The sequence below is a fragment of the Actimicrobium sp. GrIS 1.19 genome (genome assembly GCF_035984655.1).
In the GTDB taxonomy this organism is placed as follows: Bacteria; Pseudomonadota; Gammaproteobacteria; order Burkholderiales; family Burkholderiaceae_D; genus Actimicrobium.
On sequence record NZ_JAXCHT010000020.1, the window covers coordinates 23,844 to 49,044 of the forward strand.

A 25,201-nucleotide genomic window follows, 5' to 3' on the forward strand; every position below is an offset into this window, starting at 1 on the left:
TCGACACCGGCTGAGATGGCGCCCTTCTGGCTTCAACCGGCGCATGAATTGACCGGGGCTCCCCGGCCCGCACACGGATCCAAAGCAAACGCCACCTGCGCAACCGGTGAAGCATTGCGTTGCCCATCCAGCCAGGCTGAAACAGAGCAACACTGACGAACTAGTTGACGTACAGCGATATTGGCAGACGCTGCCCTTTGCTATCGACCACACTCGAGATCTCGTGGAACACGCGACCCTGAACCCGATCCGGCAAGCGTACATAAACGAGGCCATTGGCGATCTCGTCGCCTTTCAGAAATGCCCAGACGAAAAACTGCAATGCTGCCGCGGTGCGCTCCGGTTGCGCGGTAACGCGGGGCACAACGACGTAGGTGCCTGCGGTAATCGGCCAACTCCCGGGACCCGGTTTGTCGGTCAACATCTCCTCAAAATTTCCGGTCTTCCCCCACCCGCTTTGCGCCAGTGCGGCGCGAAACGAATTCGCGTTGGGCCGCACGAACGCGCCGTCATGGTTTTTCAGCTGCACATAATTCAGGTCGAACTCGACCACATACGCATAGTCCGCATAGCCAATTGCACCGACGGTTTTTTTGGTGGTCGCGACCACTTCGCCCGAACCATTGACGGCCACCACATTCGACGGCCACGGAATGATCGAATTGGTGCCGAATTTCTGCTTCCACTGTGGACTCACCTTGGTCAGGAAGTCGGTAAGCGTAAAGGTGGTGCCGGAGCCGTCGGAACGGCCAATCGGCACGATGGCAATCTTTGGCAGTGTCAGCGTCGGGTTGGCAGCGACGATGGCGGCGGCGTCCCAACGCAGGATGACGCCGGTGTAGATACCGGTCAGGATGTCAGGTGTCAGTCGCAACTCACCGCGAGCAACACCCGGCAGATTCACGAACGGCACGACACCTGATATCACCGTCGGGAAATCCATCAAGTTTGCCGCTTTTAACTCCGCGACGGACATCGGTGCATCACACGCGCCAAAATCGACTGCAGCGTCCTTGATCTTCTTGATTCCGGAATTGGATCCAATGCCTTGATAGGCCAGCGTGATGCCGGTTTTCTTGCCGTACTCGGCAGCCCATTTGGTGTACAGGAGCGCGGCGGCTCGCGAGCCGGCGCCGTTGATTTCGGCCGCATGGCCGACGCCAGCAAGCAGCGCGCAGGCTAGAAAAAACAAACGCTTGAACATGATATTTCCTTCACTCTAAAAGTTGTCGGGTTGCGAGGTACGGGCTGAGAGGTCAACCCTGCCCGCAGGTAAGTTGTCTTCGCGCCCCGGCCTCACGACTTCGGCGGCGGCTTTCTGGTCTATCACGTGCTTAACATCACTCGCACGGACTCGACGGCGCCCCCTGGCGTTGTCCATGAAGGGCTCGCACCGCGCTCGACCCACTGCTGTGCAGTGCTTACAGTGACGACCAGCAACTCGGCAGCAGCTCGGGTAGTGAAAATCGTGTCATCGCTTATCTTGGCCATGGAACTATTCCCTATCGTGTTTTTGCTGAATAACGATTTTTTGCAGATTATCATGATTTACTTAAAGCAATAAAGCATATTCGCGTAAATCATTTTTTGTGGTTTTTTTATGAAGAAAATTCGCCGGCTTTTCTTGTTAAGACGGCAAGTTGGAAATTTTTTCGTCAATATCATCAAAATTCGCCATGGAAACTTCACCTGCTGAGACGGGGACAGCGTTTGCTATCGGCAGTCTTTTTAGAAGTAAGTCTCTCTTCAGGGCATGCAGAGCCGATTTTGGAATGGCAAATCTAGGCATGCAAATGCGGTCGAGGGTGCGGGGTGCGGGATGAAAGCAAAAGATCGATTCCTGCGTGCGGCGGGCATCTCAAGCACAGCGACAATCCACAATGAGCACCCGGCTGGCCGCACTCATGAGCATGTTGCGCGCCGGCGAAACGGTGGTCATCTGGCGGCTGGACCGGCTGGGGCGGTCGCTTAAGAACCTGATTGAGCTGGTCGAGCGGCTGGACGCCGCCAAGGCCGGGCTGCCCGCGGCGCATGGGCGGACGGCCGAAGCGGCTCGATCCGGCCAAGCCCGCGCTGGGCCCTGAACGATGGCGGCAGGGTGGCGTAAGCAGATATCGGACGAATCGCTGCTGCAATTGCTTCAGCTGCGCGACCGTCTGAGTCACTCCGGTGGAATTCAGGTCGGCGCGGATAAATACCGGCCCATTCGCAGCCAATGCTGGTTTGGGAGGGACTTCAATCGCATGTATTCCTGGCGGAGAATCGGCTGGAATGCAGGTCGGCCCCGTTTCGATTGCTGGTCGTTTCACTTACACCTGCTCACACTTGATGTGCGCATATTCGTCAACAGGGTCAACGACATTCAAAGGGCGGCGTTACTGGTCCCAAGGCAAGCTATTCCAGCTGCTCTCAACGCAAAGGAAATACCATGAATAAGTTACTCGCTGCCCTGATCGCTGGTTTGTTCGCTACTTCAGTTTTCGCACAAGCTGCTGCACCTGCCGCTCCTGCCGCTCCTGCAACCCCGGCTGTCGTAAAAGCCGAAGCCAAGGCTGACAAGGCCAACACCAGCGCCGTTGCTGCCGAAGTCAAAACCGATGCGAAAGCAGATGCATCCGTTGCCAAAACCGAAGCAAAGTCGCACGCAAAAAAATCGAAAGCACGCGCCAAAGCAGCAAAAGCAAAAGCTGAAGCCAAAGCAGACGTAGCCGCCGCAAGTCCGGCTGACAAGCCAAAAGCTGACGCCAAGGCCGACAAGACAGACGCCAAAGCCGACGCCAAAGCTGACAAGGCCGTAGTCAAAGCCGATGAAAAAACAGCGAACGCAAAAGTTGATGCCAACGCCGACAAAATGAAAGCCAAAATTGACACCAACACGACCAAAGCCGAAGGCAAGGCAGAAGTCAAAGCCGCAACTGGCAAGTAATTGAGAACCAATCCAGCCACTATGGCTGGAACAAAAAAAGACAGGCATAGCCTGTCTTTTTTTTCGTCTGGAAGGCGCGCTAGTTCACGACCAGGGATAGCGCAAGACGCTGCCCCTTGCTGTCGACCACGCTTGAGATCTCATGAAACACGCGACCCTGCACCCGATCCGGCAAGCGCACGTAATCAAGGCTGTTGGCGATGTCGTCACCCTTCAGGAACGCCCACACAAAAAACTGCAATGCCGCCTTGGTGCGCTCCGGTTGCGCCGTGACGCGCGGCACGAAGACATAGGTGCCGCCGGTAATCGGCCAGCTCGCGACGCCGGGCTTGTCCGTCAACATTTCCTCAAAATTGCCGGTCTTTTCCCAGCCGCTTTGCGCCAGCGCGGCCCGAAACGAGTTCGCGTTGGGGCGCACAAACGCGCCATCGTGATTCTTCATCTGGACAAAATTCAAATCGTGCTCGATCACATATCCGTAGTCGACATAGCCAATCGCACCGACGGTTTTCTTTGCCGTCGCGACGACTTCGCCGGAGCCTTTCACCGCCACCACGTTCGACGGCCAGGCAATGGTCGACTTGGTGCCGTATTTCTGCTTCCACTGCGGGCTCACCCGGGTCATGAAATCAGTCAATGTAAAGGTGGTGCCTGAGCCGTCGGAACGGCCGACCGGCACAATGGCAATCTTCGGCAAAGCGAGGGTTGGGTTGGCGGCGAGGATGGCATCATCATCCCAGCGCAGGATCGTGCCGGAATAGATGCCAACCAGGATCGCCGAAGTCAGGCGAAGATCGCCGCGACCAATGCCCGGCAGATTCACGAATGGCACCACGCCGGAAATCACGGTCGGAAAATCGATCAGGTTTGCCGCTTTCAAGCCATCACCTGCCATGGGCGCATCACTGGCGCCAAAATCCACTGTGCTTTCCTTGATCTTCTTGATCCCGGCAGAGGATCCGACGCCTTGGTACGCCAGCGTGACGCCGGTTTTCCTGGCGTATTCGGCGGCCCATTTGGTGTACAGCGGAGCAGCGGCAGTGGATCCGGCACCGCTGATTTCGACGGCCTGGCCGGTACCGGCGAGCAGAACGCAAGTCAGAAAAAACAGAGGTTTGAACAAAGGGATTTCCTTTAAAAAGATAAATGTCCGGAAGTACGGCGGCACCCGACGGCAAACACGGCCACAGAGTTGATGCCAGCCGCAGCGTCCACCACCTGGCCAGATCATCAGCGCCGGGGTGCACTACCCTGTCGCTGCAATGGATTGCCTCGATGACCGGCATGGCATGGTCGAGGGCCGGCTGGATCGCGCTCCCGTCGGTACTGGCCCGGTCGCGCACGAATGCATTTTGCGAAGGGCATTGTGTCTCGAAGTTGATGGCATCGACGTACGGAAAGTCGAACGAATTCGCCCCGCACAAAATTACTGTATAGAAATACTTGTTTTAGGACAACAAGATTGTAATGGCCATTTGTGACAGTCGTGTGATGCGACTGTTAATTCGACGTGGCAGGCTTCCTGCGGACAGCCAGCGTCACCATGGGTAGCCGACAACTCATCGCGACGGAACTGCTTGTCGCAGCAATAACGAGCGGCGAAGCTGCCATTCCGGTTCAAATCAAGCCGATGTCGCGCGCCTTGACGCCGGCAAAAATGCGCTCGACCTGGCCGCTGTTGAGCCCGTACTGGCGCGCAAACAAGCCGCCCAGCAGCGCACGGTATTCGTTCATGACCGGGTAATCGCGATTCTGGAACAGGGTGGTCTGCTCAATGCGCATTTGCTCGCCGAGGATCTGCCCGCCGCGAATGCCGCCACCCAGCACCCAGTAGACCGAGCCGTGGCCATGGTCGGTGCCACGGTTGCCGTTTTCACGAAAGGTCCTGCCAAACTCGCTGACAACCACCGTGACCGTATTGCGCCACTCCGGCCCCATCTCCTGCGCGAAACCCGCCAGTCCGCGCCCGAGTTCCTCCAGCCGACCGGCCAGATAGCCTGTCGCGCCGCCCTCGCCGACATGGGTGTCCCAGCCGCCGACATCGACGAAACCGATGTTGTATTTCTCTTTCATGAGCCGGGCAATGCGTCGTGCTTCCAGTTCGAAGCCTTTGGTGGTGATGGCATTGCGGTTGGCGGCTTCCATTTCGCCGGCCACTTCCCGCATCACGTCATCGCGCACGACAAACCCTTCGGTGACCTGTTGCGCCAGCGGCGTACCGGCGTACATGCTGGCGATCATTTTGCTCTGCCGCACATCAATGCCCGGCTTGCCAATCGACTTCAGCGCCGTGTTTGGCACCGCAACCTGCCCCTGGAAAATCAGCGGCAACTGGTCCGTAAACGCCATCCCATTGGTGCCATTGAGCGTCGCGGCGAGCCGGTTCAGGAATCCGGAGCGGTAATTGCGGGTGCCCGTTGCCGGCTGTCCCAGTTCGATCGTGTCCTGCGTTTCGAAATGGCTGCGCGAGATGTCATCGGTGCCGGCAAAGGGGATGAAGGCAACCTCTCCCGCCTTGAACATCGGATGAATGCTGTCGCGCAGCGCCGGGTGCAAACCCCAGTCGCTGTTGAGCGACAGCGCACTGCGCAGATCGTCACTCGGTTTGGCGATGGCGATGTTCGGACGCGCCTCGTAATAAAACGGACTCGCTACCGGCACCACGACATTGGCGGCGTCGTAACCGCCGCGCAAAAACACCACCAGCAAGCGTGCATCAGTGGCGGGCGTCGCCCACAGACCACCCGCAACCGACACCAGCGGTGCGGCCGCAAGTGCATTGAGAAACGTTCGGCGATCCATGTTGATTCCTTTTTTTCAGCGGTACATTCAGCGGTACATCCAGTCGGGCGACGACAGCAAAAATGTATTCCATTCCTGCGGCGAGGCAGCCTGGTCGAGTGCCTGTCGGGTGGCTGGGCTCAGGCCTTTTTGCAAATGCTGGTAAAACAGCGCGTTGGCCAGCTGCGGAAACGCGGCCCGCTCAACCGGTTGCGGCCCGTCAGTCTTGAACAGTCCGGCGCTGCCGGAACCAATTGCCCTGGCAATTTCAAATCGCGTCGTCATCTGGCCGGGACTGGCCCAGGCGCTCTCGGTCATCGGATAACCATCCGGCGTCTGATGCCCGTACAACGGCTCGGCCATGCGGTTGAGCCAACCCAGCATCGGGCCCGCATTTAAAATCGGTTTCTCGTCGTAGGCCAGCCGCACTATCGAGACGACATAGTGCACCGGGTCCTTGAACTGATGGCCCAGCGAGGCGGAGAATTCCGCCGACTTGAGCAGCGCATCCATGGTGGCGGCAATATCGCCATCGGTGCGCTGAAAGGTTTGCGCCATGCGCTCGACCAGTGCGGCCGGCGGTTCATCCGCGACAAAATACTGCGCCAGCTTGCGGCTGATGAACCGGGCCGTGGCCGGATGACGGCTCAGCCGGTCGATCGCTTCGTCCACCTCGGCCAGGCCACGGCCCTGCATGGACTTTCCGAGAAACTGTTTGCTGCCGTAATCATGCCGGTTGGGGTTGAATTCGAACAGGCCCTGATGGACGTACTGCGCTTGCAGCTCACGCTTGACGTTCGGCGCAGGCGCTCCGAGATTGACGCCGACGCCAGTCAGAATCCGCGCCAGTTCCTGCACATCCCGTTGCGCGTAGCCGCCGTTGACGCCCAGCGTGTGCAGCTCCATCAGCTCGCGCGCGTAGTTTTCGTTGATGTGATTCGCGGCGTTCTGTTCGTTGTCGAGGTAGCGCAACATGGCGGGATGATGCACGGTCGCGGCAAGCAGGTCGCGGAACTTGCCCAGTGCATGCGGCCGAATCGCCGTCTCTTCAAAATCGCCCACCATCGCTCGCAGGTTGTGTTTGCCCTGATGCACATTGAAGTGGTTCATCCAGAACCAGGTCAATTGTTCCTGCAACTGATTGGGCGAGTACAGGTCGCGCAGCAGCGACCGCGTAGCGGCTTCGCGGGCGAGCCGGTTGAGTTCCTGCTGATAGTTTTGTTGCGCGCTTTTTTTATCGTCGTCGATGGCGATGGCGTCAGCGCGCTTGCGGGTTTGTTCGAGCTCGAGCACCAGTTCGGCAAGCGGGCGCTGGCTGATCGTCATGGCCGCAATCTGCGCCTGGATTGGCCCCGGAAGCAACGTCGACGCTGGATGGAGCTGCTGCTGCAGGTATTGCTCAAGACCGACTGCTTCGGCCCGTTGCAACGCCGCGCCATTGATGCCCCATGTCACCCGATTGAGTACCTTGACGGTCTCGGCGTGCTGGGTGGAGGTAACCGGAGCAATGGGAGCGCAGGCTGCGAGCGACACCGCCAGGCCGAGTGACAGGAGTCGAATGGAGCGGGGAGCAGAACGCAGTTGCATCTGAAAATCCTTGAATGACGTTGGCTATTCCTGATGGCTCCGACATCAAACCACAAGCGACCGGCCAGAACGCATTCGGTTTTGTAAGTCCATGTAAGCAAACGGCGCCTGCAACGAAAAAAGACAGGATCAACCTGTCTTTTTCAGTGCACCGCCCGGCTATCGGAGGCGGTTTATTTCTTTGGTTCTGTCGCGGCCGGCTTCTTGTTCGAAGGCGCTCTTTGCGGCCCCAACATCTTTGGATCAACCATGCCATCCTTGTTTTTCGGCATGGCATCGAATCGTGTTTCATGGAATTTCATGAACTCTTCTTTTGAAATCAGGCCATCGCCGTTGGTGTCCATTTCTTTCATCATGCCCTGCATTTCCATTCCGTGATGATGATGCATCGGCCTGTGTTCGCCGACCGCCTTGGCGCCCATTGGCGGTGCTCCGGCTGGCGCATCTGCCATTGGCGCAGCAGTATGGCTGGCGGCGAAAGAGAGCGAGGTGGCGCACAGCAGTGCGGCGCCGATGACAGCGGTCGTGATGTTTTTCATGGGAATCCCCTAGGTTGCAAGTCGTGGATGAAGTAACAATGTCATCGTGCCAGATAACCAATTGAATACCGTGCGTTGGCGAACACAGCCGATCACATCGTGCCCAATACCGTCGCCACAGTCGGGTAGCGCAATTGCACGCCCAACTCCAGCTTCATGCGCCGGTTGCTCATGCGACGCGACTCGGACATGAACGACAGCAGCAGCGGCGACACTTGCGATTGTAATGCCGCACGCGACAGGCGTGGCGGCCGCGGCAGCTTGAACGCATCAGCAACGGCGTCGAAGTAGTCGCCCATTTTCATGTTGGAGTCATCCGCGGTGTGATACACCCGATTCGGCTGGATTCGATATAGCGTGGTAGCAATGATGCGCGCCAGATCATCGGCATGAATGTGATTGGTGAACACGTCATCGGCGTCTTGCAACGCCGGCGTGCCTTTGCTCAGGCGCTCCAGTGGCAGGCGGTCATGGGCGTAAATTCCCGGCACCCGCAGGATCGCCAATCGTCCGGCACGCCTGCGCGCCCAGCCGCGCAGCACGTTTTCGGCATCGACCCGGCGCCTTGCCCGGGCACTGGCCGGCGCGACCGCACGGGTTTCGTCGATCACAGCACCGCCGCAGTCGCCATACACGCCGCTGGTGCTGACATAAACCACGCTCGTGCGCTCGGGTAAAATGGCGCACAAATTGCGTGTGCGGCGGTCGTGATCGCCATCGGCTTGCGGTGGCGCGAGATGCACCACCAGCGGTGCCAGCCGGGCCAGTCGCGCCAGGCTGTGTGGCAAATCCAGGTTGGCCACGATGGGAATTGCACCGGCTGCACGCAGCTCGGCGCAACGCGCTGGCGCGCTGGTGACGGCGAAAACGCGAAAGCGCTCGCGCAACAACGGCAACAGGCGCATGCCGACATCGCCGCAGCCAACGATCAGCAGACGCGGGCGATGCCATTTTTTGAGATGCAAACTTTTTTTCATGTTCGGAATTGTATGACTTTCCAGATTACGGTTGCCCCCAGCGGTCGGCATTTCACTTGCGATAGCGATGAAACAGTATTGAGCGCCGCATTGCGTGCCGGTATCGGCCTGCCCTACGGCTGCAAAAATGGCGCCTGTGGCAGCTGCCGCGGCAAGGTCCTTGGCGGCACGGTGGTGCACGGAGCGCATCAGGTCAAGGCCATGTCGCCGGCCGAGGAGCTGGAGGGCGCCGCGCTGTTTTGCTGCGCCATCCCGCAGACCGACCTGCACATCGAAGTGCGCGAAGTCGCCGGCACCGAAGAATTTCCCGTCAAGAAAATGCCGTCACGGGTGGCGGCGATCGAACGGCTGACCGATGATGTGATCGTGCTCACGCTGCAATTGCCGGCCAGCGAGAAACTCAAGTTCCGCGCCGGCCAGTACATCGAGTTCCTGCTCAAGGACGGCAAGCGGCGCAGCTACAGCATGGCCGGCGCGCCGCACCTGAGCGATCAGATCACGCTGCATGTGCGGCACCTGCGCGGCGGCCTGTTTACCGACCATGTCTTCAACACCATGAAAGAGCGAGAGATCCTGCGCCTCGAGGGACCGCTCGGCACTTTCTTCCTGCGCGACGACTCGGCGCGCCCGGTCGTGCTGCTGGCCTCGGGCACCGGCTTCGCCCCGATCAAGGCGATCATCGAGCAGGCCATCGAAGATAACACCGGCCGCGCCATGGTGCTGTACTGGGGCGGTCGACGGCCGCAGGACCTGTACATGCAGGCGCTGTGCGAGGAGTGGGCGCACACCCTGCCCTGGTTCCGCTACGTACCGGTGATCTCGCATGCCGAGCCACAGGATCAGTGGCATGGCCGCACCGGCCTGGTCCACCAGGCGGTCATGGCCGATCTGCCCGACCTGAGCGCCTACCAGGTGTATGCCTGCGGCGTGCCGGTCATGGTCGACGCGGCCCGGCGCGACTTTGTCAACGCGTGCCACTTGCCGGCGGAGGAATTTTTTGCCGATGCGTTCACCAGCCAGGCCGATCTCGACAATGTCTAAAAATATTTTGACGCACTGCGCAAAAGGCTCTACGATCAAGCGATGCACATGACACCACAACACGCGCGACGCCGGTCCCAGCTGCCCTCTTCAGGCAAGCCGTGCAGGTGAGTGTTCGCTAATCTCGCAGCCACAGGCCGACCCTGTGGCTTTTTTTTCGCCCTGCTTTTCACCCGGAGCCGCTGCACATGGAATATAACCACGCCGACACCAACGCGCTGATGTTCATCACGAACCGGCCCGACATCGTCTTCACCGAAGGCCACGGCATGTGGCTCACCGACAGCACCGGCAAGCGCTATCTCGACTACCTGCAGGGCTGGGCGGTCAACTGCCTCGGTCACGCGCCGGCCTGCATCAGCGATGCGCTGGCCGTGCAATCGAAAAAACTGCTCAATCCGTCGCCGGCGTTTTTCAACGCACCATCGATTGCGCTGGCCAATCTGTTGACCGCCAACTCCTGTTTCGACCGCGTGTTTTTCGCCAGCAGCGGCGCCGAAGCCAATGAGGGCGCAATCAAGCTGGCCCGCAAATACGGCAGGAAATTTCCGCATGCCGACGGTGCCAATCGCTTTGAAATCATCACGTTCGATCACAGCTTTCATGGCCGCACGCTGGCGACCATGTCGGCCAGCGGCAAACCCGGCTGGGACACGATGTATGCGCCGCAAGTCGCGGGATTCCCGAAGGCCGAGCTCAATGACATTGCCAGTGTCGAACGCCTCATCAACAACCATACCGTCGCCGTGATGCTGGAACCGGTGCAAGGCGAAGGCGGCGTAATCCCGGCCACGCGGGAATTCATGCAAGCGTTGCGCGCGCTGACCCGGGAGCGCGGCATCCTGCTGATCGTCGACGAAGTCCAGAGCGGCATGGGTCGCACCGGGACGCTGTTTGCCTACCAGCTCTCGCACATCGAGCCGGACATCATGACGCTGGGCAAAGGCATCGGCGGCGGCGTGCCACTGGCTGCGCTGCTGTGCCGCGAGGAGATCGCCTGCTTCGAACCTGGCGAGCAAGGCGGCACCTATAACGGCAATCCGCTGATGACAGCGGTTGGCGTGGCAGTGATCGAGACCCTGCTGGCGCCCGATTTTCTGCCAACGGTACGCGAACGCGGCGAATGGCTGCGCCAGGGTCTGCTGGCCTTGAGCGAACGCCATGGACTGCAGGGCGAACGCGGCGAAGGCTTGCTGCGTGCGCTGCAATTGGGTAAGGACATCGGTCCGCAAATCGTCGAAGCCGCGCGCAAGCTGGAACCGGTCGGCCTGCTGCTCAATTCGCCGCGCCCGGATCTGCTGCGTTTCATGCCGGCGTTGAATGTGAGCCACGCCGAGATTGACCAGATGCTGGCGATGCTCTCCGATGTGTTGCGCATGCTTGGGCACTAAAGCGCGCCGATAAGGAATCCAATGTACATCCCAAAACACTTCGTCCAATCCGATCCGGCGGTGCTGCTGGATGTCATGCGGCGCCACGATTTTGCAACACTGATCTCGACCATCGATGGCGCGCCGTTCGCCGCGCATGTGCCGCTGCTGGTGAGCATGGCCGATGGCGTCACCACCATCGCTGGCCATGTCGCGCGTGCCAATCCGCACTGGCAGGCAATGCTGTCGGACCCTGCTGCCCTGGTGATTTTTCATGGGCCGCACACGTATGTTTCGCCCACGCTCTATGAGGACGCAAATATGGTCCCGACCTGGAATTACATCGCCGTGCATGCCCGTGGCAACGTGGTGATCGACCATTCCGATGCGGGCAAACTGGCCATCCTGAGCGCCTTGATCGCACACAACGAGCCCGGCTATCAGGCCCAATTCGACCAGATGGACAACGAGCGGCGCACAGCCATGCTCGGCGCCATCGTTGGCTTCACGATGCGGGTCGATCAACTGGAAGGAAAGTTCAAGCTCGGCCAGCACCGCCTGACGGGGGAAAAACCGGCGATGCAGGGCACGCACGAGACCGGCGGCGAAAATCAGCAAGCGATAGCCGGATGGATGAAGCGACTGGGCTACTGGCCTGCCTGAGGCGGGACAGCTTACGGGATGGAGGAAAGCTTTGGCGCACCGGGCGGCTCGCTGCCCCAATGTTGCTGGTAGATCCGTTCGGCCGCATCGGCGTGACGCAAAAACAGGTCGACCAGAGCGGGATCGAAATGCCGGCCCCTTTGCTCGACCACAAAGTTCAGCGCGCGCGCCCACGACCATGCGACATGGTGCGGTTGCGGCGCCGTGAGCGCGTCAAATACATCGACCAGCGCAACGATGCGCGCTGCCAGCGGAATCATTTGCCCGCGCAAACCGGCCGGATAACCGCTTCCGTCAAACTTCTCGAATTGAAAGGTGGCGATGTTGGCGACCACTTGCAGAAAATCCGCTGCCCGCTCGGGGTTGCGCAGAATCACGTCGGGAATCGCCATGCTGTCGGCATGGTGCATGGGCGCGGCCAGGACGATGGTGTCGACTTCGTCTGCGGGCAAGCCAAGCTGTTGCGCGATCAGCCCCGCATAGTGCGGCACGCAGCGGGTCTGCAACCCGGATTGCGCGCTGGCGAGCGCCTCCTGCCGACGCGCGAGGTCGGCATCGCGTGCGCGCAGGGCCCGGGTGGCCTGTTCGACGCGCGCTTCAAAAGCCTGCACGTGATACTGGTTGATCAGGTATTGCCGCCGCAGATTGAGCAAATTGCGGCAGCGGGCGCGGCATTCGAGTGGATCGAACGGCCGCATCAGAAAATCCGTTGCGCCGGCCTCGAAGGCGCGATTACGTAACTCGCGATCAGTGATGACAGTAATCATCACGATCGGCAATTGTTCATATGTAAACAGCGCACGCAGGCGTTGAATGGTTTCGATGCCGTCAAGTTGCGGCATCTTGAAATCGGTCAGGACCAGGTCGATCGAGGTCGCCCGGGCGTGATTGATGGCCTCCAGCGGATTCGAGCACGCCAGGATATGGATGTTGCTGTCGATCCCCTTGATCACTTCGCCAAGAATCAGACGACCGACACTCTGGTCGTCAATAATCAGCACGGTCGGCGACCCGGCAAACTCTGGATTGGGCAGCCCGGAAATCGGGCGGGAATTGGCGGAATTCACGTTGGCGAACCTTTCAAGTCAATTTGATCCAGATTGCAAGCGAATTGCTTCAACAGTAATGATTAAGATCAATGTCCGCAAGAAATCCACCGCCGATGTTGCGTCATTAATTGAAAAGATCGTGTTCCAGTGCGCTCAATCGAACAGGTTGCCGCAATTGGTCGCTTTCATGTGATTGCCATTCTGTACGCGATCCAGCCCGTCATTGGCGCCGGCGCCCTCCTGCGTGACGCAATAGGTTCCCGACGACGACGTGACTTTGGTGACGCGCCGGCCGTCCGCCAGCACCCGCTCCTGCATGCTCGGCATCAAGCGATGCACCACACCGGCGGCGGCAATGCCTTGCGCCAGCCTTGACGTCACCGAATCGGGCGCGCGCTCGGGCAGGTGGCGGAATTCGTTGCGCAGGTCGCGGTCGATCTTGCCAACACTGCGCAAGGCGCTGGTGGCCAGGTCGCTGGCCGGCAATGGCGGCGGCAGCGTCGTCGTGGCGGACTCGGGCTCAGCAGGTGTTGCCTGGTTGCGTGGCTCCGCCGTCACGCTTGCAGGGTGATCCTGCGTTACCGCCCGGACCATCGTCACTGGCGTGCGCCGCTGCGCCGCCGCGGCCCGTTCCGGTAGCGGCGGTGCGGCCTCCGGCAGCAGCATGGTCATCACCTGGCCCACGGCCTCGCGGACCGGCTGACGGCGCGACGCCTCGATGAGCAGGCCGATCAGCAGCAGATGCAATCCGATGATCACCACCAGCGGCATCACGCCACGGCGCTGCCGCGCAGTCCACCCTGCCGCAACAGCATTCACGCCGAATCCCGGGGACATGCGTCAGCGCTCCGCATCAATCGCCCCGGGCGCCACTACTTCTTTGGCGGTATGTACAGATCGGTAATGGTTCCAAGCGCCATTTCAGCGGCAAACATCGGCGTCTCCGACAGCGTCGGATGGGCATGCACGGTGAGTGCGATATCCTCCAGATCAGCGCCCATTTCCATCGCCAGCACCAGCTCGGCAATCAGCTCACCGGCGTTCACGCCAACGATGCCGGCGCCGATCAGTCGCTTGGTCGCCGGATCCCACAGCAACTTGGTCACGCCCTCGTCGCGGCCGACGGCTTGGGCACGACCACTGGCGGCCCACGGGAAATTGACCTTTTCAAATGCGATCCCCTGCGCCTTGGCTTCGGCCTCGGTCACGCCCATCCATGCCAGTTCAGGATCGGTGTACGCCACCGAGGGAATCGTCAGCGCGTCGAACTGCACCTTGTGGCCGGCAATGACTTCAGCGGCCACCTTGGCTTCATTGGTCGCCTTGTGCGCCAGCATCGGGTCGCCGCAGATGTCGCCGATCGCGAAAATGTGGGCGACGTTGGTGCGCTGCTGCTTGTCGACCGGGATGAAGCCGCGTTCATTGACGGTCACGCCGGCCAGCTCTGCACCGACATCCTTGCCGTTCGGGCGGCGGCCGACTGCCATGAGGACCATGTCGAACAGTTGCGCATCCTTCGGCGCATTGTCGCCTTCGAAGGTTGCCAGCAAGCCGTCGGGCCGGGCTTCCAGCTTGGTGACCTTGGTTTTCAGGTGGATCGCGGCATAGCGCTTTTCGATGCGCTTTTGCAGCGGCTTGACGAGGTCGCGATCGGCCGCCGGGATCAGGCCGTCGGCGAATTCGACCACGGTGATCTTCGTGCCCAGTGCGTCATAGACGCAGGCCATTTCGAGCCCGATGATGCCGCCGCCAATGACCAGCATGCTGCCCGGGATCTGGCGCAGTTCCAGCGCGCCGGTCGAATCGACCACCCGTTTGTCGTCGTACGGAAAACCCGGGATCTTTGCCACCGATGAGCCGGCCGCAATGATCGCGTTCTTGAAGGCGACCACCTTGCTGCCATCGCTGGTTTCCACCGTCACGGTGTTGGCCGAACTGAACACACCGCGGCCTTCGATGACCTGCACCTTGCGCGCCTTGGCCAGGCTGGTCAGGCCGCCGGTCAGTTTCTTGACGACGCCGTCTTTCCAGCCGCGCAGCGTATCGAGCTCGATCTCGGGCGCCGACATCTTGATGCCGAAGTGCGACATCTCCTCCGCTTCCGTAATCACCTTGGCGGCGTGCAGCAATGCCTTGGAAGGAATGCAGCCAACGTTCAGGCAGACGCCGCCCAGGGTCGGGTAGCGCTCGATCATCACGACCTTCTGGCCGAGGTCGGCCGCCCGGAATGCGGCCGTGTAGCCACCCGGCCCGGCGCCCAGCACCAGCGTGTCGCATTCGATATCGGCTTTGTCGGCAAAGCTGGCGGCGGCCGGCGCTGCGGGCGCGCCTGGCGCCGGTGCGGCAGCAGCTGCGGTTGCAGCAGGTGCTGCGGTTGCAGCAGGTGCTGGCGCAGCAGCGGCAGGCGCAGCGGCGGCAGGTGCAGCTGCACCAGCCTCGGCCGCCTCCAGCACCAGCAGCAGCGAGCCCATGCCCACCTTGTCACCGGTCTTGACCTTCAGTTCCTTGATGACGCCGGCATGGCTGGATGGAATTTCCATGCTGGCCTTGTCAGACTCGACCGTCACCAGCGACTGGTCGACCTTGACGGTGTCGCCCGCCTTGACCAGCACTTCAATGACTTCCACTTCCTTCAGATCACCGATATCAGGCACGTTCACGTCGATCAAACTCATGGCTTCTGGCTCCGTTGTCAGCGTTCGCGCATCGGCGAACGGTTACTGCGCTATGGGGTTACTTGCATCGGGGATAACTTGCAGCGGCCTGCAATCACTGCATCGCAAAACTGTAAATCTGAAACGGCGCCGATGAACTCTTGTCGAATTCGGCGCCGGCGCGCACGCCGACTTCGGCGATCTCACGCGCACTGCCAATCTGGTCGTACACCGCGTACATCGCACCCAGGGCAAAATTGCGACCGCTGCCAATCCCCCAGAAGCGATCGAAACTGAACACTTCGCGGTACGAATACACCCCAAAAATGCCGTGCGGATTGGCCACCAGCGAGGTGATCTGGGAGGACTCGTACGGGTCGTCCTCATCCTCCTTGGTATTGAGGAAAAAATTCTCCTTCAGCAGCTGGTGCACTTTGGTGAACGTTTCGAACACCTGGTCACGCGTGTGCAGCTTGCAGTCTTCACCCATCTCGCTGAGCAGTTTGCGCATCACCGGAAAATGCGCAGCGGTACCCGCCACCGTGACGTACGAATCGCCGATCTGGAAAATCTTGTTGTTGGCTTCATAGGCGTTCGACAGCCGCGTATCGCCAAACGTCACCAGCGAATCGCAGGCGATGGCGATTTGCTTGTCTTTCTTTACAACGACACAGGTAGTCATGGGAAAGCTCCATCAGGTCTGTCGGTTGCCGGCGGGCGACGAGAAAATGGTCGCGGCCATTTTCTCATTGCCGGGCGGGCGTCCGGTTGCGACCAATTACAGCAGCGTGCGGCGCAAATCGGCCAGTGCCTCGGTCAGATACACCGAGAAGCGTGCGCCCATGGCGCCGTCGATGACGCGGTGATCGTACGACAGCGACGTGCCCATGATCAGTCGCGGCTGGAACTGCTTGCCATCCCAGACCGGACGGATCGACGACTTCGACAGGCCGAGAATGGCGACTTCCGGCGCATTGATGATTGGCGTGAAGTAGGTGCCGCCGATGCCGCCAAGCGATGAGATCGTGAAGCTCGCGCCCTGCATGTCCGGGCCCTTGAGCTTTCCGTCGCGCGCCTGGCTCGACAGCTCGGCCATTTCGGTGGCGATCTGGATCAGGCCCTTCTTGTCGACGTCCTTGATCACCGGGACCATCAAGCCGTTCGGCGTGTCGGCGGCGAAGCCGATGTTGTAGTACTGCTTGAGAATCAGGTTTTCACCGCTGGCATCCAGCGACGCATTAAACGCCGGGAATTTCTTCAGGGCCGCGACGCTGGCCTTGATGACGAATGCCAGCATGGTCAGCTTGACGCCGGACTTGGCCAGGGCGGTATTGGAGGTTTTGCGGAACTCTTCCAGCTCGGTGACATCGGCGTCGTCGAACTGCGTCACGTGCGGAATCATGACCCAGTTGCGATGCAGGTTCGGCCCGCTGAGTTTCTTGATGCGCGACAGCGGCAGCAATTCGGTGCTGCCGAATTTGGCAAAATCCAGCGATGGCCAGGCCAGCAGATTCAGACCCGTGCCGGAACCATTGCGTGGCGCCGCGCCGGCGCTACCACCGGCGATTGCCGCCTTGACGAAATTCTGCACATCTTCCTGCAGGATGCGTCCTTTCGGACCGGTACCGCCAACCCTGGCGAGATCGACACCGAGTTCGCGCGCAAATTTGCGAATCGATGGCGACGCGTGGGCCACCTTGCCGTCCGGCGCCGGTGCCGGTGCAGCCGCAGCTGGCTTGGCCGGTTCCGGCGCTGCCGCCGCTGCAGCAGGTGCCGCCGCCGCTGCAGCGGGTGCGGCTGCCGGCGCAGCGGGTGCTGCCGCCGGCGCGGCCGGAGCGGCGTCGGTTGCTCCCGCCGGCGCTGCCGCGGCACTGGTTTCCAGAATCAGGATCAGCGACCCTTTGGCGACCTTGTCGCCAACCTTGACTTTCAATTCCTTGATCACACCCGCCTGGCTGGACGGGATTTCCATGCTGGCCTTGTCGGACTCGACCGTAATCAGCGACTGGTCAACCTTGACCGTGTCACCGACCTTGACCATCAATTCGATGATCTCGACTTCCTTGAAGTCACCGATATCGGGGACATTAATTTCACTCAAACTCATGGCGCTGGCTCCGTGTTTCCGATCGCCGAACCGCTGCCGCCACCCTCAAGCTGCAGGGCGAACGGCGGGCTGACGATCAGGGAAGATTGATCGTGGTTGATTACAGGGTGACCGGATTCGCTTTTTCCGGATTGATACCGTACTTGGCAATAGCCTGCGCGACGATGGACGTGGCAATCGCACCTTCATCAGCCAGCGACTTGAGTGCGGCCACCGTCACGAAATAACGATTGACCTCGAAGAACTCACGCAGTTTGACACGTGAATCTGAACGACCGAAGCCATCGGTGCCGAGCACCTTGTAGCTGCGACCCTTCGGCACGAAGGCGCGCACCTGTTCGGCGAAGGTGCGCATGTAGTCGGTAGCCACCACGATCGGACCCTGCGAATCCTGCAGCGACTGCGTGATGTGCGCAGCGCGCGCGGTCTCGGTCGGATGCAGCATGTTCCAGCGCTCGACATCCTGGCCGTCACGCGCCAGCAGCGTGAAGGAGGGCGCCGACCAGACATCGGCGCCGATGCCCCAGTCGTCCTGCAGCAGATCGACGGCGGCGATGGCCTCGCGCAGGATGGTGCCGGAGCCCATCAGTTGCACACGCAATTTGGTGTCCTGCTTGCCCTTCTTGAGCAGATACAGGCCTTTCAGAATGTTGGCTTCCTGGCCTTCCTGCAGGCCCGGGTGGCTGTAATTCTCATTCATCAGGGTGATGTAATAGAACACGTCTTCCTGCTGCTCGATCATGCGCTTCAAGCCGTCATGCATGATTACCGCGACTTCGTGGGCGAAGGTCGGATCGTACGGCAGGCAGTTCGGAATCGTCGACGCCAGCACATGGCTGTGGCCATCTTCATGTTGCAGGCCTTCGCCATTCAATGTGGTGCGCCCAGCGGTGCCACCCAGTAGGAAGCCGCGCGCACGCATGTCGCCGGCGGCCCAGGCCAGATCGCCAATGCGTTGCAGGCCGAACATCGAGTAGAAGGTGTAGAACGGCAGCATGATGCGGTTGTTGGTCGAGTACGAGGTCGCCGCAGCGATCCATGAACTCATCGCGCCCGCTTCGTTGATGCCTTCCTGCAGGATCTGGCCGGCCTTGTCTTCGCGGTAGTAGCTGACCTGGTCCTTGTCGACCGGTTCGTACAACTGGCCTTGCTGATTGAAGATGCCGATCTGGCGGAACAGGCCCTCCATGCCGAAGGTGCGCGCCTCGTCGACCAGGATCGGGACCACGCGCGGACCCAGCGTGGGGTCGCGCAGCAGGATCGAGATAATTCGCACATAGGCCTGCGTGGTCGAGATCTCGCGACCCTCGGCTGTCGCATCCAGCACGGCCTTGAACGCGGACAGTTCCGGCACGAGCATGGTTTCGTCGGCCTTCATCCGGCGCTGCGGCAAATAACCACCGAGTGCCTGGCGGCGTTCGTGCAGGTATTTCATTTCCGGCGAATCATCCGATGGCTTGAAGAACGGCACGGCGGCCAGTTCATCGTCGGCAATCGGAATGGCGAAGCGGTCGCGCATTTCGCGGATGGCTTCGTCGTCGAGTTTCTTGGTTTGATGCGCGGTGTTGCGCGCCTCGCCCGATTTGCCCATGCCAAAACCCTTGACGGTCTTGACCAGCAAGACGGTCGGCTGACCCTTGTGTTCCTGGGCGATCTTGAAGCCGGCGTAAATCTTGTGCGGATCATGGCCGCCACGGGTCAGGCGCCAGATGTCGTCATCGGTCATGTTGGCGACCATTTCGAGCAGCTTCGGATGCTTGCCGAAGAAATTCTTGCGCACGTAAGCGCCGTCCTTGGCCTTGTAGTTCTGGTATTCGCCGTCGACGGTTTCCATCATCACGCGTTGCAGGATGCCGTCCTTGTCCCTGGCCAGCAATTCGTCCCAGCCCGGACCCCAGATTACCTTGATCACGTTCCAGCCCGCGCCACGGAAATCAGCTTCCAGTTCCTGGATGATCTTGCCGTTGCCGCGCACCGGCCCGTCGAGTCGCTGCAGGTTGCAGTTCACCACCATCACCAGGTTGTCCAGCATTTCGCGCCCGGCCATGCCGATCGCACCCATCGACTCGGGCTCGTCCATTTCGCCGTCGCCGCAGAAGACCCAGACCTTGCGGTTATCGGTCTTGGCGATCGCGCGGGCATGCAAGTATTTGAGAAAGCGGGCCTGATAGATTGCCATCAGCGGGCCGAGGCCCATCGACACGGTCGGGAATTGCCAGAACTCCGGCATCAGCTTTGGATGCGGGTACGACGACAGGCCGTTGCCATCGACTTCGCGGCGGAAGTTGAGCATCTGTTCTTCGGACAGTCGGCCTTCAAGAAACGCGCGGGCGTAAATGCCGGGCGACGAATGCCCTTGCAAATACAGCAGGTCGCCGCCATGGTCTTCGGTCGGGGCGTGCCAGAAATGGTTGAAGCCGATGCCCAGCATATTCGCCAGCGAGGCGAAACTGGAGATGTGGCCGCCGAGGTCGCCGTCGGCGCGGTTGGTTTTCACCACCATGGCCATGGCATTCCAGCGCATCCACGAGCGCAGCCGTTCTTCGAATTCGAGATTGCCGGGGCAGTGCGCGCCCAGATGATTGGGGATGGTGTTGACGTAAGCGGTGTTGCTGGAGAACGGGATGTGCGCGCCGCGTCGCCGCGCCAGATCGACCATGCGCTCCATCAGATAGTGCGCGCGCTCCGGCCCTTCGTTTTCAATGACGGCTTCGAGTGCGTCGAGCCACTCCTTGGTTTCAATCACATCGGGATCGTTGGCGGCTTGCGCCATGACTTGATCAAGCTGGGCTGACATGCGTTGTCTCCTGTTTTTTTGGCTGCATTGACGTGTCGCGTCACTGGGCATTCTGCAACAGTTTGGCTGCGACGGATATTTGTTCCAGCGGATTTTAGCAGCAGTTTTCGTATTTTTCAAATAGCGGTAGCACTTCCCATAATGCGGAATAATGCTGCGCGGCGTCATTTCCGGGAGGCACAGAATTCGCTGTGACGCGGGCCCTCTGTCACGGCAGCGGGCCTTATAATCCCGGATTCATCGCTTACTGAAATCACTCCCCATGCCAGCCCAATTGATCAGCGGAACCCAGCTCTCCCAACATTTGCGCGAGGACATTGCGCGCCGCGCCGCCGCCCTGACCGCGCAAGGCAAGCAACCCGGCCTTGCTGTCATCCTGGTCGGCGAAGACCCGGCCAGCCAGGTCTACGTACGCAACAAGGTCAAGGCCTGCGGTGACGCCGGCTTTCATTCGGTGCTGGAGAAATACGATGCCACGATGGCACAGGCCGATCTGCTGGCACGCATCGATGCGCTCAATCGCGATCCGGCGATTCACGGCATCCTGGTGCAGATGCCGCTGCCAAAACATATCGATGCCAACAAGGTCATCGAAGCCATCTCGACGCGCAAGGATGTCGATGGCTTTTCGGTGCTCAGCGCCGGCGAGTTGATGACCGGCCTGCCCGGCTTTCGCCCCTGCACACCGTACGGCTGCATGAAGATGATCGAGAGCACCGGCGTGCCGATCAAGGGCAAGCACGCTGTCGTCATCGGACGCAGCAATACCGTCGGCAAACCGATGGCGCTGCTGCTCTTGCAAGCCAACGCTACCGTCACCATCTGTCATAGCAACACACCGGATCTGGCGCTGCACACGCGCCAGGCCGACATCGTGGTCGCCGCCGTCGGCCGCCGCAATACCCTGACCGCCGACATGGTGAAACCCGGCGCCATCGTGATCGACGTTGGCATGAATCGCGACGACCAGGGCAAGCTCTGCGGCGATGTTGATTTCAGCGCCGTGCAACAGGTGGCCGGGTGGATCACCCCGGTGCCGGGTGGCGTCGGACCGATGACCATCACGATGTTGCTGGTCAATACCCTCGAATCCGCTGAAAGGATCTGACCTCATGTCTGCCATTACTGCCAATCCCCTGCTCGACTTTTCCGATCTGCCGCGCTTCGATGCCTTCACACCCGCTGACGTCACACCGGCGATCGAGAGCCTGATCGCCGAATGCAGTACCGTGGTGCAGCGACTGGAAGCGCCCATGACCGAAATCACATGGGACAACTTCGTCGAGCCGCTTGATCTGGCGACGGAAAAACTCGGGCGCGCCTGGGGCATCGTCAGCCACTTGAACGGTGTCATGGACACGCCGGAGCTACGCGCCGCGTACAACGAGAATCAACCGAAAGTCACCGAGTTCTGGACCGCGCTGGGGCAGAATCTGGCGCTGTTCGACAAGTACAAGGCACTGCGCGAACGCGCCGATTTCGCCAGCCTGACGCCGGCACGGCAAAAGATCATCGATAACGCCGTGCGCGATTTCCGCCTCGGCGGCGCCGAGTTGCCGGCCGAGCTCAAGCCGCGCTTCGCCGAGATCCAGGAACAGCACGCCGAAATTTCAACGCGCTTCTCCGAGAACGTACTCGACGCGACCAATGACTACGCCTTGCTGATCGCCACCGAGGCCGAGCTGGCGGGATTGCCGCAGGACGTCAAGGACGCAGCCCGCGCCGCGGCCGAGAAGGATGGCAAGCCCGGCTACAAGTTCACGCTGCACTTCCCGTCGTTCTATCCGATCCTGCAATACGCCGACAACCGCGCGCTGCGCGAGCAGGTCTATCGCGCCAATGTCACCAAGGCCTCCGAACTGGGCGCCAAACCGGAGTGGGACAATACGCAGAACATTCTCGATCTGCTGCGCCTGCGCCGCGAGGAAGCGCAACTGCTCGGCTATGCCAATTACGCCGAGGTCTCGCTGGTCGCAAAAATGGCGCATACGCCACAGCAGGTGATCGATTTCCTGCGTGATCTGGGACAACGGGCGCGCCCGTTTGCTGAACAGGATCTGGAGGAATTGCGCAGCTTTGCACGCAGCGAGCTGGACCTGCTCCAGCTGGAATCGTGGGACGTGGCGTACGCCTCCGAAAAACTGCGCGAGCAACGCTATGCGTTTTCGGAGCAGGAGGTCAAACAGTATTTTCCGCAATCCAAAGTCACCGCAGGGTTATTCCGCCTGGTGCAGAATCTGTTCTCGGTCGAGATCAAACCGGACCACGCCCCGGTCTGGCATCCCGATGTCAAATTTTTCCGCATCGAGCGCAATGGCGCCCTGCTCGGCCAGTTCTATCTCGATTTCTATGCACGCAATGGCAAGCGCGGCGGCGCCTGGATGGATGACGCCCGCAGTCGTCGCCGCACCGGCACCCAGGTGCAGACGCCGGTGGCGTACCTGACCTGCAATTTCACCGAGCCGACGCTGATGGACGGCGTGCTGAAGCCGGCGTTCTTCACCCACGACGAAGTCATCACGCTGTTCCACGAGTTTGGCCACGGCCTGCATCACATGCTCACGCAGGTCGATGAAATCGGCGTCTCGGGGATCTCCGGCGTCGAATGGGATGCGGTGGAACTGCCATCGCAATTCATGGAGAATTTTTGCTGGGAATGGGATGTGCTGGAACACATGACCGCGCATGTCGATACGGGTGCCGCCTTGCCGCGCGCCCTGTTTGACAAGATGACCGCGGCGAAGAATTTCCAGTCGGGCCTGCAGACGCTGCGGCAAGTGGAATTCTCGCTGTTCGACATGCTGCTGCATCATGACTTCGACGCCACCGATGCGGATGCCGTCAACGCCCTGATCGCCCAGGTGCGCACGCAGGTCGCGGTGCTGGTGCCGCCGGACTTCAATCGCTTCCAGCATTCGTTCAGCCACATCTTCGCCGGCGGCTATGCTGCGGGTTACTATAGTTATAAATGGGCGGAAGTGCTGTCAGCCGATGCCTATGGCGCCTTCGAGGAAGCGCGCGCAACAGAGGGCGACGCTGGTTACAGCGCGGCCGGTGAACGCTTCCTGCGTGAGGTGCTGTCGGTCGGCGGCTCGCGCACGGCGCTCGATTCGTTCAAGGCATTTCGTGGTCGCGAACCGACCATCGATGCCCTGCTGCGCCACAGCGGCATGGCTGACACCGCAAGTTGATCAGGAGAGTCGGAATGAAACGCATCCACAAGCTAGTGTCTGTTCTTCTGCTGCTTGGCAGTGCCAGCGTATCGGCCCAGCAAATGTATAAATGGGTCGGCGCCGACGGCAAAGTCAATTACACCGATACGCCACCGCCGGCATCGGTCAAACGGGTCGAAAGCAAGGAGGTTGGCAGCGCCCCCGAAGCGACCAGCCCGTTGCCGTATGAACTGGCACAAAGCGCCAAGGCCAGCCCCGTCACGCTGTACACCACAGCGGCCTGCCCGGCCTGCGACGACGCGCGCGCATTGCTGACCAAACGCGGCATTCCGTTCGCTGAAAAGACCGTGACCACCAGTGCCGACGCCGAACGCCTGAAACAGGCCGGCGGCAATGGCACGATACCAATGCTGCTCATCGGCCGGGTCAAGCAGATCGGTTTTGAAGCCGGTGCCGTCAATACGGCGCTAAGCGCTGCCGGCTATCCGGAAAACAGCGTACTGCCCACTGCCTACCGCAATGCCGCCGCCACCGCAGCGGCGCCGGTCGCCGTCAAGCTCGCCAGGGAAAATGCCCAGCCCGCCCCGGCTGCGGCGGTCAAGGCGCCTGCGGTCGAGGCGCCCGCCGGCTTTCGTTTCTGAGCCAGTTGCAATGACCAGGATTGATTTTCACAGCAACATTCCGGACAAGATCAGCTACGCCTGCCGCCTGGTGCGCAAGGCGCGCGCGGCCGACTGTCAGATCGTGCTGGTCGGGGACCGCGTCCAGCTGGCAGCGCTCGATGCCGCGTTATGGACGTTCTCCGAACTCGATTTCGTCCCGCACGTGCTGGCCGATGATGCGCTGGCAAACCAGACCCCGGTGATTCTTGCCGACGCCTCCAATGACGCATTGCCGCACCATCAGATCCTGATCAACCTCGGGATGCAGACGCCGCCGCATTTCGCCCGCTTCGAACGGCTGTTCGAAATTGTCTCGACAGATGCCGATGACATCGCCGGCGGCCGCGACCGTTACCGGTTTTACCAGCAACGCGGCTATCCGCTGACCCACTCTGTCGCCGACAAATCATGAACCACTCCGCCGACAATGGCATTCCACTGCTTACGGAAGTGCTGACGCCTGCGGCAATTGAACGACCGCCCGCGCCAGCGCCGACCTTCAGCGTCGACTTCGACATTCCCGAACTGCTGGTGGTTGCCGAAGCGCCGCCCGACACGCCTGCCCTACCGCAATTGAACGAGGTGGAATGGGAACAAATGCAGGCGCAGATCAGCGAACGCATTACCCGCCAGGTGCTGGGCCGGATCGATTTCGTGCTGGAACAGCGCGTCCGCGACAGCCTCGCCGACGTGTTGCAGGTTGCGGTCGAGGGCCTGGCGCAGGAGATTCGCACCGGCTTGCACAGGACACTGGAAGACGTGATTGCGCGCGCGGTTGCGCAAGAAATTCTGCGTTTGCATAAATCAAAGGATTAGCTGAAATTCTTTGATTAATCGACATACTTTTCAGAATACGTTGTTTTACGAATATTTAA

General features: G+C 60.5%; 22 protein-coding genes. 10 read left to right on the forward strand and 12 right to left on the reverse strand.

All coding sequences use genetic code 11. The features are described from left to right. Nucleotides 1–160 precede the first annotated feature (160 nt). Nucleotides 161–1,204: a phosphate ABC transporter substrate-binding protein PstS gene (gene pstS, locus RCH09_RS14145; protein ID WP_326941763.1), complete on the reverse strand. Its 1,044-nt coding sequence runs from the start codon at nucleotides 1,202–1,204 to the stop codon at nucleotides 161–163. 676 nt (nucleotides 1,205–1,880) lie between these two features. Between pstS (RCH09_RS14145) and RCH09_RS14150 the strand changes: the two genes are divergently transcribed. Both RCH09_RS14150 and RCH09_RS14155 read left to right on the forward strand, forming a co-directional pair. Then, complete coding sequence (locus RCH09_RS14150; RefSeq protein ID WP_326941764.1) at nucleotides 1,881–2,084, forward strand: recombinase family protein; 204 nt, start codon at nucleotides 1,881–1,883, stop codon at nucleotides 2,082–2,084. A gap of 344 nt (nucleotides 2,085–2,428) precedes the next feature. Next, nucleotides 2,429–2,926: a hypothetical protein gene (locus RCH09_RS14155; RefSeq protein ID WP_326941765.1), complete on the forward strand. Its 498-nt coding sequence runs from the start codon at nucleotides 2,429–2,431 to the stop codon at nucleotides 2,924–2,926. Between the two features lie 79 nt (nucleotides 2,927–3,005). Here the strand turns inward: RCH09_RS14155 and pstS (RCH09_RS14160) are convergent, their stop codons facing one another. The 5 genes from pstS (RCH09_RS14160) to RCH09_RS14180 all read right to left on the reverse strand — a co-directional run bounded on the left by pstS (RCH09_RS14160) (nucleotide 3,006) and on the right by RCH09_RS14180 (nucleotide 8,810). Continuing rightward, entirely contained in the window at nucleotides 3,006–4,049 is a 1,044-nt protein-coding gene (pstS, locus tag RCH09_RS14160) for a phosphate ABC transporter substrate-binding protein PstS (protein WP_326941766.1), read from the reverse strand. 494 nt (nucleotides 4,050–4,543) lie between these two features. Continuing rightward, nucleotides 4,544–5,728, reverse strand: coding sequence for a DUF1501 domain-containing protein (locus tag RCH09_RS14165; RefSeq protein ID WP_326941767.1), 1,185 nt, complete (start codon nucleotides 5,726–5,728; stop codon nucleotides 4,544–4,546). Between the two features lie 27 nt (nucleotides 5,729–5,755). Continuing rightward, complete coding sequence (locus RCH09_RS14170; RefSeq protein ID WP_326941768.1) at nucleotides 5,756–7,294, reverse strand: DUF1800 domain-containing protein; 1,539 nt, start codon at nucleotides 7,292–7,294, stop codon at nucleotides 5,756–5,758. Nucleotides 7,295–7,467: 173 nt separating this feature from the next. After that, nucleotides 7,468–7,833: a hypothetical protein gene (locus RCH09_RS14175; protein WP_326941769.1), complete on the reverse strand. Its 366-nt coding sequence runs from the start codon at nucleotides 7,831–7,833 to the stop codon at nucleotides 7,468–7,470. A gap of 92 nt (nucleotides 7,834–7,925) precedes the next feature. Further along, entirely contained in the window at nucleotides 7,926–8,810 is an 885-nt protein-coding gene (locus RCH09_RS14180) for a sugar nucleotide-binding protein (protein ID WP_326941770.1), read from the reverse strand. 12 nt (nucleotides 8,811–8,822) lie between these two features. Between RCH09_RS14180 and RCH09_RS14185 the strand changes: the two genes are divergently transcribed. The 3 genes from RCH09_RS14185 to RCH09_RS14195 all read left to right on the forward strand — a co-directional run bounded on the left by RCH09_RS14185 (nucleotide 8,823) and on the right by RCH09_RS14195 (nucleotide 11,884). Then, nucleotides 8,823–9,851, forward strand: coding sequence for a CDP-6-deoxy-delta-3,4-glucoseen reductase (locus tag RCH09_RS14185; protein ID WP_326941771.1), 1,029 nt, complete (start codon nucleotides 8,823–8,825; stop codon nucleotides 9,849–9,851). A 188-nt stretch (nucleotides 9,852–10,039) separates the two neighbouring features. Continuing rightward, nucleotides 10,040–11,242 carry an acetylornithine transaminase gene (locus RCH09_RS14190; RefSeq protein ID WP_326941772.1) on the forward strand — a complete coding sequence of 401 codons (1,203 nt, stop codon included), beginning with the start codon at nucleotides 10,040–10,042 and terminating at the stop codon, nucleotides 11,240–11,242. Between the two features lie 21 nt (nucleotides 11,243–11,263). Beyond that, nucleotides 11,264–11,884, forward strand: a complete 621-nt coding sequence (locus RCH09_RS14195) for an FMN-binding negative transcriptional regulator (RefSeq protein WP_326941773.1) — start codon at nucleotides 11,264–11,266, stop codon at nucleotides 11,882–11,884. 11 nt (nucleotides 11,885–11,895) lie between these two features. Here the strand turns inward: RCH09_RS14195 and RCH09_RS14200 are convergent, their stop codons facing one another. The 6 genes from RCH09_RS14200 to aceE form a co-directional block, all read right to left on the reverse strand. Next, nucleotides 11,896–12,951, reverse strand: coding sequence for a response regulator (locus RCH09_RS14200; RefSeq protein WP_326941774.1), 1,056 nt, complete (start codon nucleotides 12,949–12,951; stop codon nucleotides 11,896–11,898). Between the two features lie 135 nt (nucleotides 12,952–13,086). Continuing rightward, entirely contained in the window at nucleotides 13,087–13,770 is a 684-nt protein-coding gene (locus tag RCH09_RS14205) for a hypothetical protein (RefSeq protein WP_326941775.1), read from the reverse strand. A gap of 35 nt (nucleotides 13,771–13,805) precedes the next feature. Beyond that, on the reverse strand, nucleotides 13,806–15,608 hold the full coding sequence (gene lpdA, locus RCH09_RS14210; protein WP_326941776.1) for a dihydrolipoyl dehydrogenase: 1,803 nt from the start codon (nucleotides 15,606–15,608) through the stop codon (nucleotides 13,806–13,808). Between the two features lie 94 nt (nucleotides 15,609–15,702). Next, nucleotides 15,703–16,269 (reverse strand): MFS transporter, encoded by a 567-nt coding sequence (locus RCH09_RS14215; protein ID WP_326941777.1) that lies wholly within the window; start codon nucleotides 16,267–16,269, stop codon nucleotides 15,703–15,705. A gap of 96 nt (nucleotides 16,270–16,365) precedes the next feature. Next, on the reverse strand, nucleotides 16,366–17,694 hold the full coding sequence (aceF, locus tag RCH09_RS14220; protein ID WP_326941778.1) for a dihydrolipoyllysine-residue acetyltransferase: 1,329 nt from the start codon (nucleotides 17,692–17,694) through the stop codon (nucleotides 16,366–16,368). A 100-nt stretch (nucleotides 17,695–17,794) separates the two neighbouring features. Further along, a complete protein-coding gene (gene aceE, locus RCH09_RS14225; protein ID WP_326941779.1) occupies nucleotides 17,795–20,491 on the reverse strand; it encodes a pyruvate dehydrogenase (acetyl-transferring), homodimeric type in 2,697 nt (898 codons plus the stop codon). A gap of 262 nt (nucleotides 20,492–20,753) precedes the next feature. Here aceE and folD point away from each other — a divergent pair, with 262 nt between their 5' ends. From folD to RCH09_RS14250, 5 genes are read left to right on the forward strand one after another with little or no spacing between them, the layout of a single operon-like run. After that, entirely contained in the window at nucleotides 20,754–21,599 is an 846-nt protein-coding gene (gene folD / locus RCH09_RS14230; RefSeq protein WP_326941780.1) for a bifunctional methylenetetrahydrofolate dehydrogenase/methenyltetrahydrofolate cyclohydrolase FolD, read from the forward strand. Nucleotides 21,600–21,603: 4 nt separating this feature from the next. Next, the gene (locus RCH09_RS14235; RefSeq protein ID WP_326941781.1) at nucleotides 21,604–23,682 is read left to right on the forward strand and encodes a M3 family metallopeptidase; all 2,079 of its coding nucleotides are present in this window, start codon (nucleotides 21,604–21,606) and stop codon (nucleotides 23,680–23,682) included. 14 nt (nucleotides 23,683–23,696) lie between these two features. Beyond that, nucleotides 23,697–24,305, forward strand: coding sequence for a glutaredoxin family protein (locus RCH09_RS14240; protein WP_326941782.1), 609 nt, complete (start codon nucleotides 23,697–23,699; stop codon nucleotides 24,303–24,305). A gap of 10 nt (nucleotides 24,306–24,315) precedes the next feature. Beyond that, nucleotides 24,316–24,738 carry a DNA polymerase III subunit chi gene (locus tag RCH09_RS14245; protein WP_326941783.1) on the forward strand — a complete coding sequence of 141 codons (423 nt, stop codon included), beginning with the start codon at nucleotides 24,316–24,318 and terminating at the stop codon, nucleotides 24,736–24,738. Continuing rightward, entirely contained in the window at nucleotides 24,735–25,142 is a 408-nt protein-coding gene (locus RCH09_RS14250) for a hypothetical protein (RefSeq protein WP_326941784.1), read from the forward strand. Before RCH09_RS14245 ends, RCH09_RS14250 begins: the two co-directional genes overlap by 4 nt. The last annotated feature ends 59 nt before the right edge of the window (nucleotides 25,143–25,201 follow it).

Bases quoted from the DNA above. Each gene is read 5' to 3' on its own strand.
- RCH09_RS14245 (WP_326941783.1), top strand. From the start codon at position 24,316: ATGACCAGGATTGATTTTCACAGCAACATTCCGGACAAGATCAGCTAC.
- RCH09_RS14205 (WP_326941775.1), bottom strand. From the start codon at position 13,770: ATGTCCCCGGGATTCGGCGTGAATGCTGTTGCGGCAGGGTGGACTGCG.
- aceE (WP_326941779.1), bottom strand. From the start codon at position 20,491: ATGTCAGCCCAGCTTGATCAAGTCATGGCGCAAGCCGCCAACGATCCC.
- RCH09_RS14175 (WP_326941769.1), bottom strand. From the start codon at position 7,833: ATGAAAAACATCACGACCGCTGTCATCGGCGCCGCACTGCTGTGCGCC.
- RCH09_RS14235 (WP_326941781.1), top strand. From the start codon at position 21,604: ATGTCTGCCATTACTGCCAATCCCCTGCTCGACTTTTCCGATCTGCCG.
- RCH09_RS14150 (WP_326941764.1), top strand. From the start codon at position 1,881: ATGAGCACCCGGCTGGCCGCACTCATGAGCATGTTGCGCGCCGGCGAA.
- RCH09_RS14185 (WP_326941771.1), top strand. From the start codon at position 8,823: ATGACTTTCCAGATTACGGTTGCCCCCAGCGGTCGGCATTTCACTTGC.
- lpdA (WP_326941776.1), bottom strand. From the start codon at position 15,608: ATGAGTTTGATCGACGTGAACGTGCCTGATATCGGTGATCTGAAGGAA.
- RCH09_RS14170 (WP_326941768.1), bottom strand. From the start codon at position 7,294: ATGCAACTGCGTTCTGCTCCCCGCTCCATTCGACTCCTGTCACTCGGC.
- folD (WP_326941780.1), top strand. From the start codon at position 20,754: ATGCCAGCCCAATTGATCAGCGGAACCCAGCTCTCCCAACATTTGCGC.
- RCH09_RS14190 (WP_326941772.1), top strand. From the start codon at position 10,040: ATGGAATATAACCACGCCGACACCAACGCGCTGATGTTCATCACGAAC.
- RCH09_RS14250 (WP_326941784.1), top strand. From the start codon at position 24,735: ATGAACCACTCCGCCGACAATGGCATTCCACTGCTTACGGAAGTGCTG.
- RCH09_RS14240 (WP_326941782.1), top strand. From the start codon at position 23,697: ATGAAACGCATCCACAAGCTAGTGTCTGTTCTTCTGCTGCTTGGCAGT.
- RCH09_RS14180 (WP_326941770.1), bottom strand. From the start codon at position 8,810: ATGAAAAAAAGTTTGCATCTCAAAAAATGGCATCGCCCGCGTCTGCTG.
- aceF (WP_326941778.1), bottom strand. From the start codon at position 17,694: ATGAGTTTGAGTGAAATTAATGTCCCCGATATCGGTGACTTCAAGGAA.
- RCH09_RS14165 (WP_326941767.1), bottom strand. From the start codon at position 5,728: ATGGATCGCCGAACGTTTCTCAATGCACTTGCGGCCGCACCGCTGGTG.
- RCH09_RS14155 (WP_326941765.1), top strand. From the start codon at position 2,429: ATGAATAAGTTACTCGCTGCCCTGATCGCTGGTTTGTTCGCTACTTCA.
- pstS (WP_326941763.1), bottom strand. From the start codon at position 1,204: ATGTTCAAGCGTTTGTTTTTTCTAGCCTGCGCGCTGCTTGCTGGCGTC.
- RCH09_RS14215 (WP_326941777.1), bottom strand. From the start codon at position 16,269: ATGACTACCTGTGTCGTTGTAAAGAAAGACAAGCAAATCGCCATCGCC.
- RCH09_RS14195 (WP_326941773.1), top strand. From the start codon at position 11,264: ATGTACATCCCAAAACACTTCGTCCAATCCGATCCGGCGGTGCTGCTG.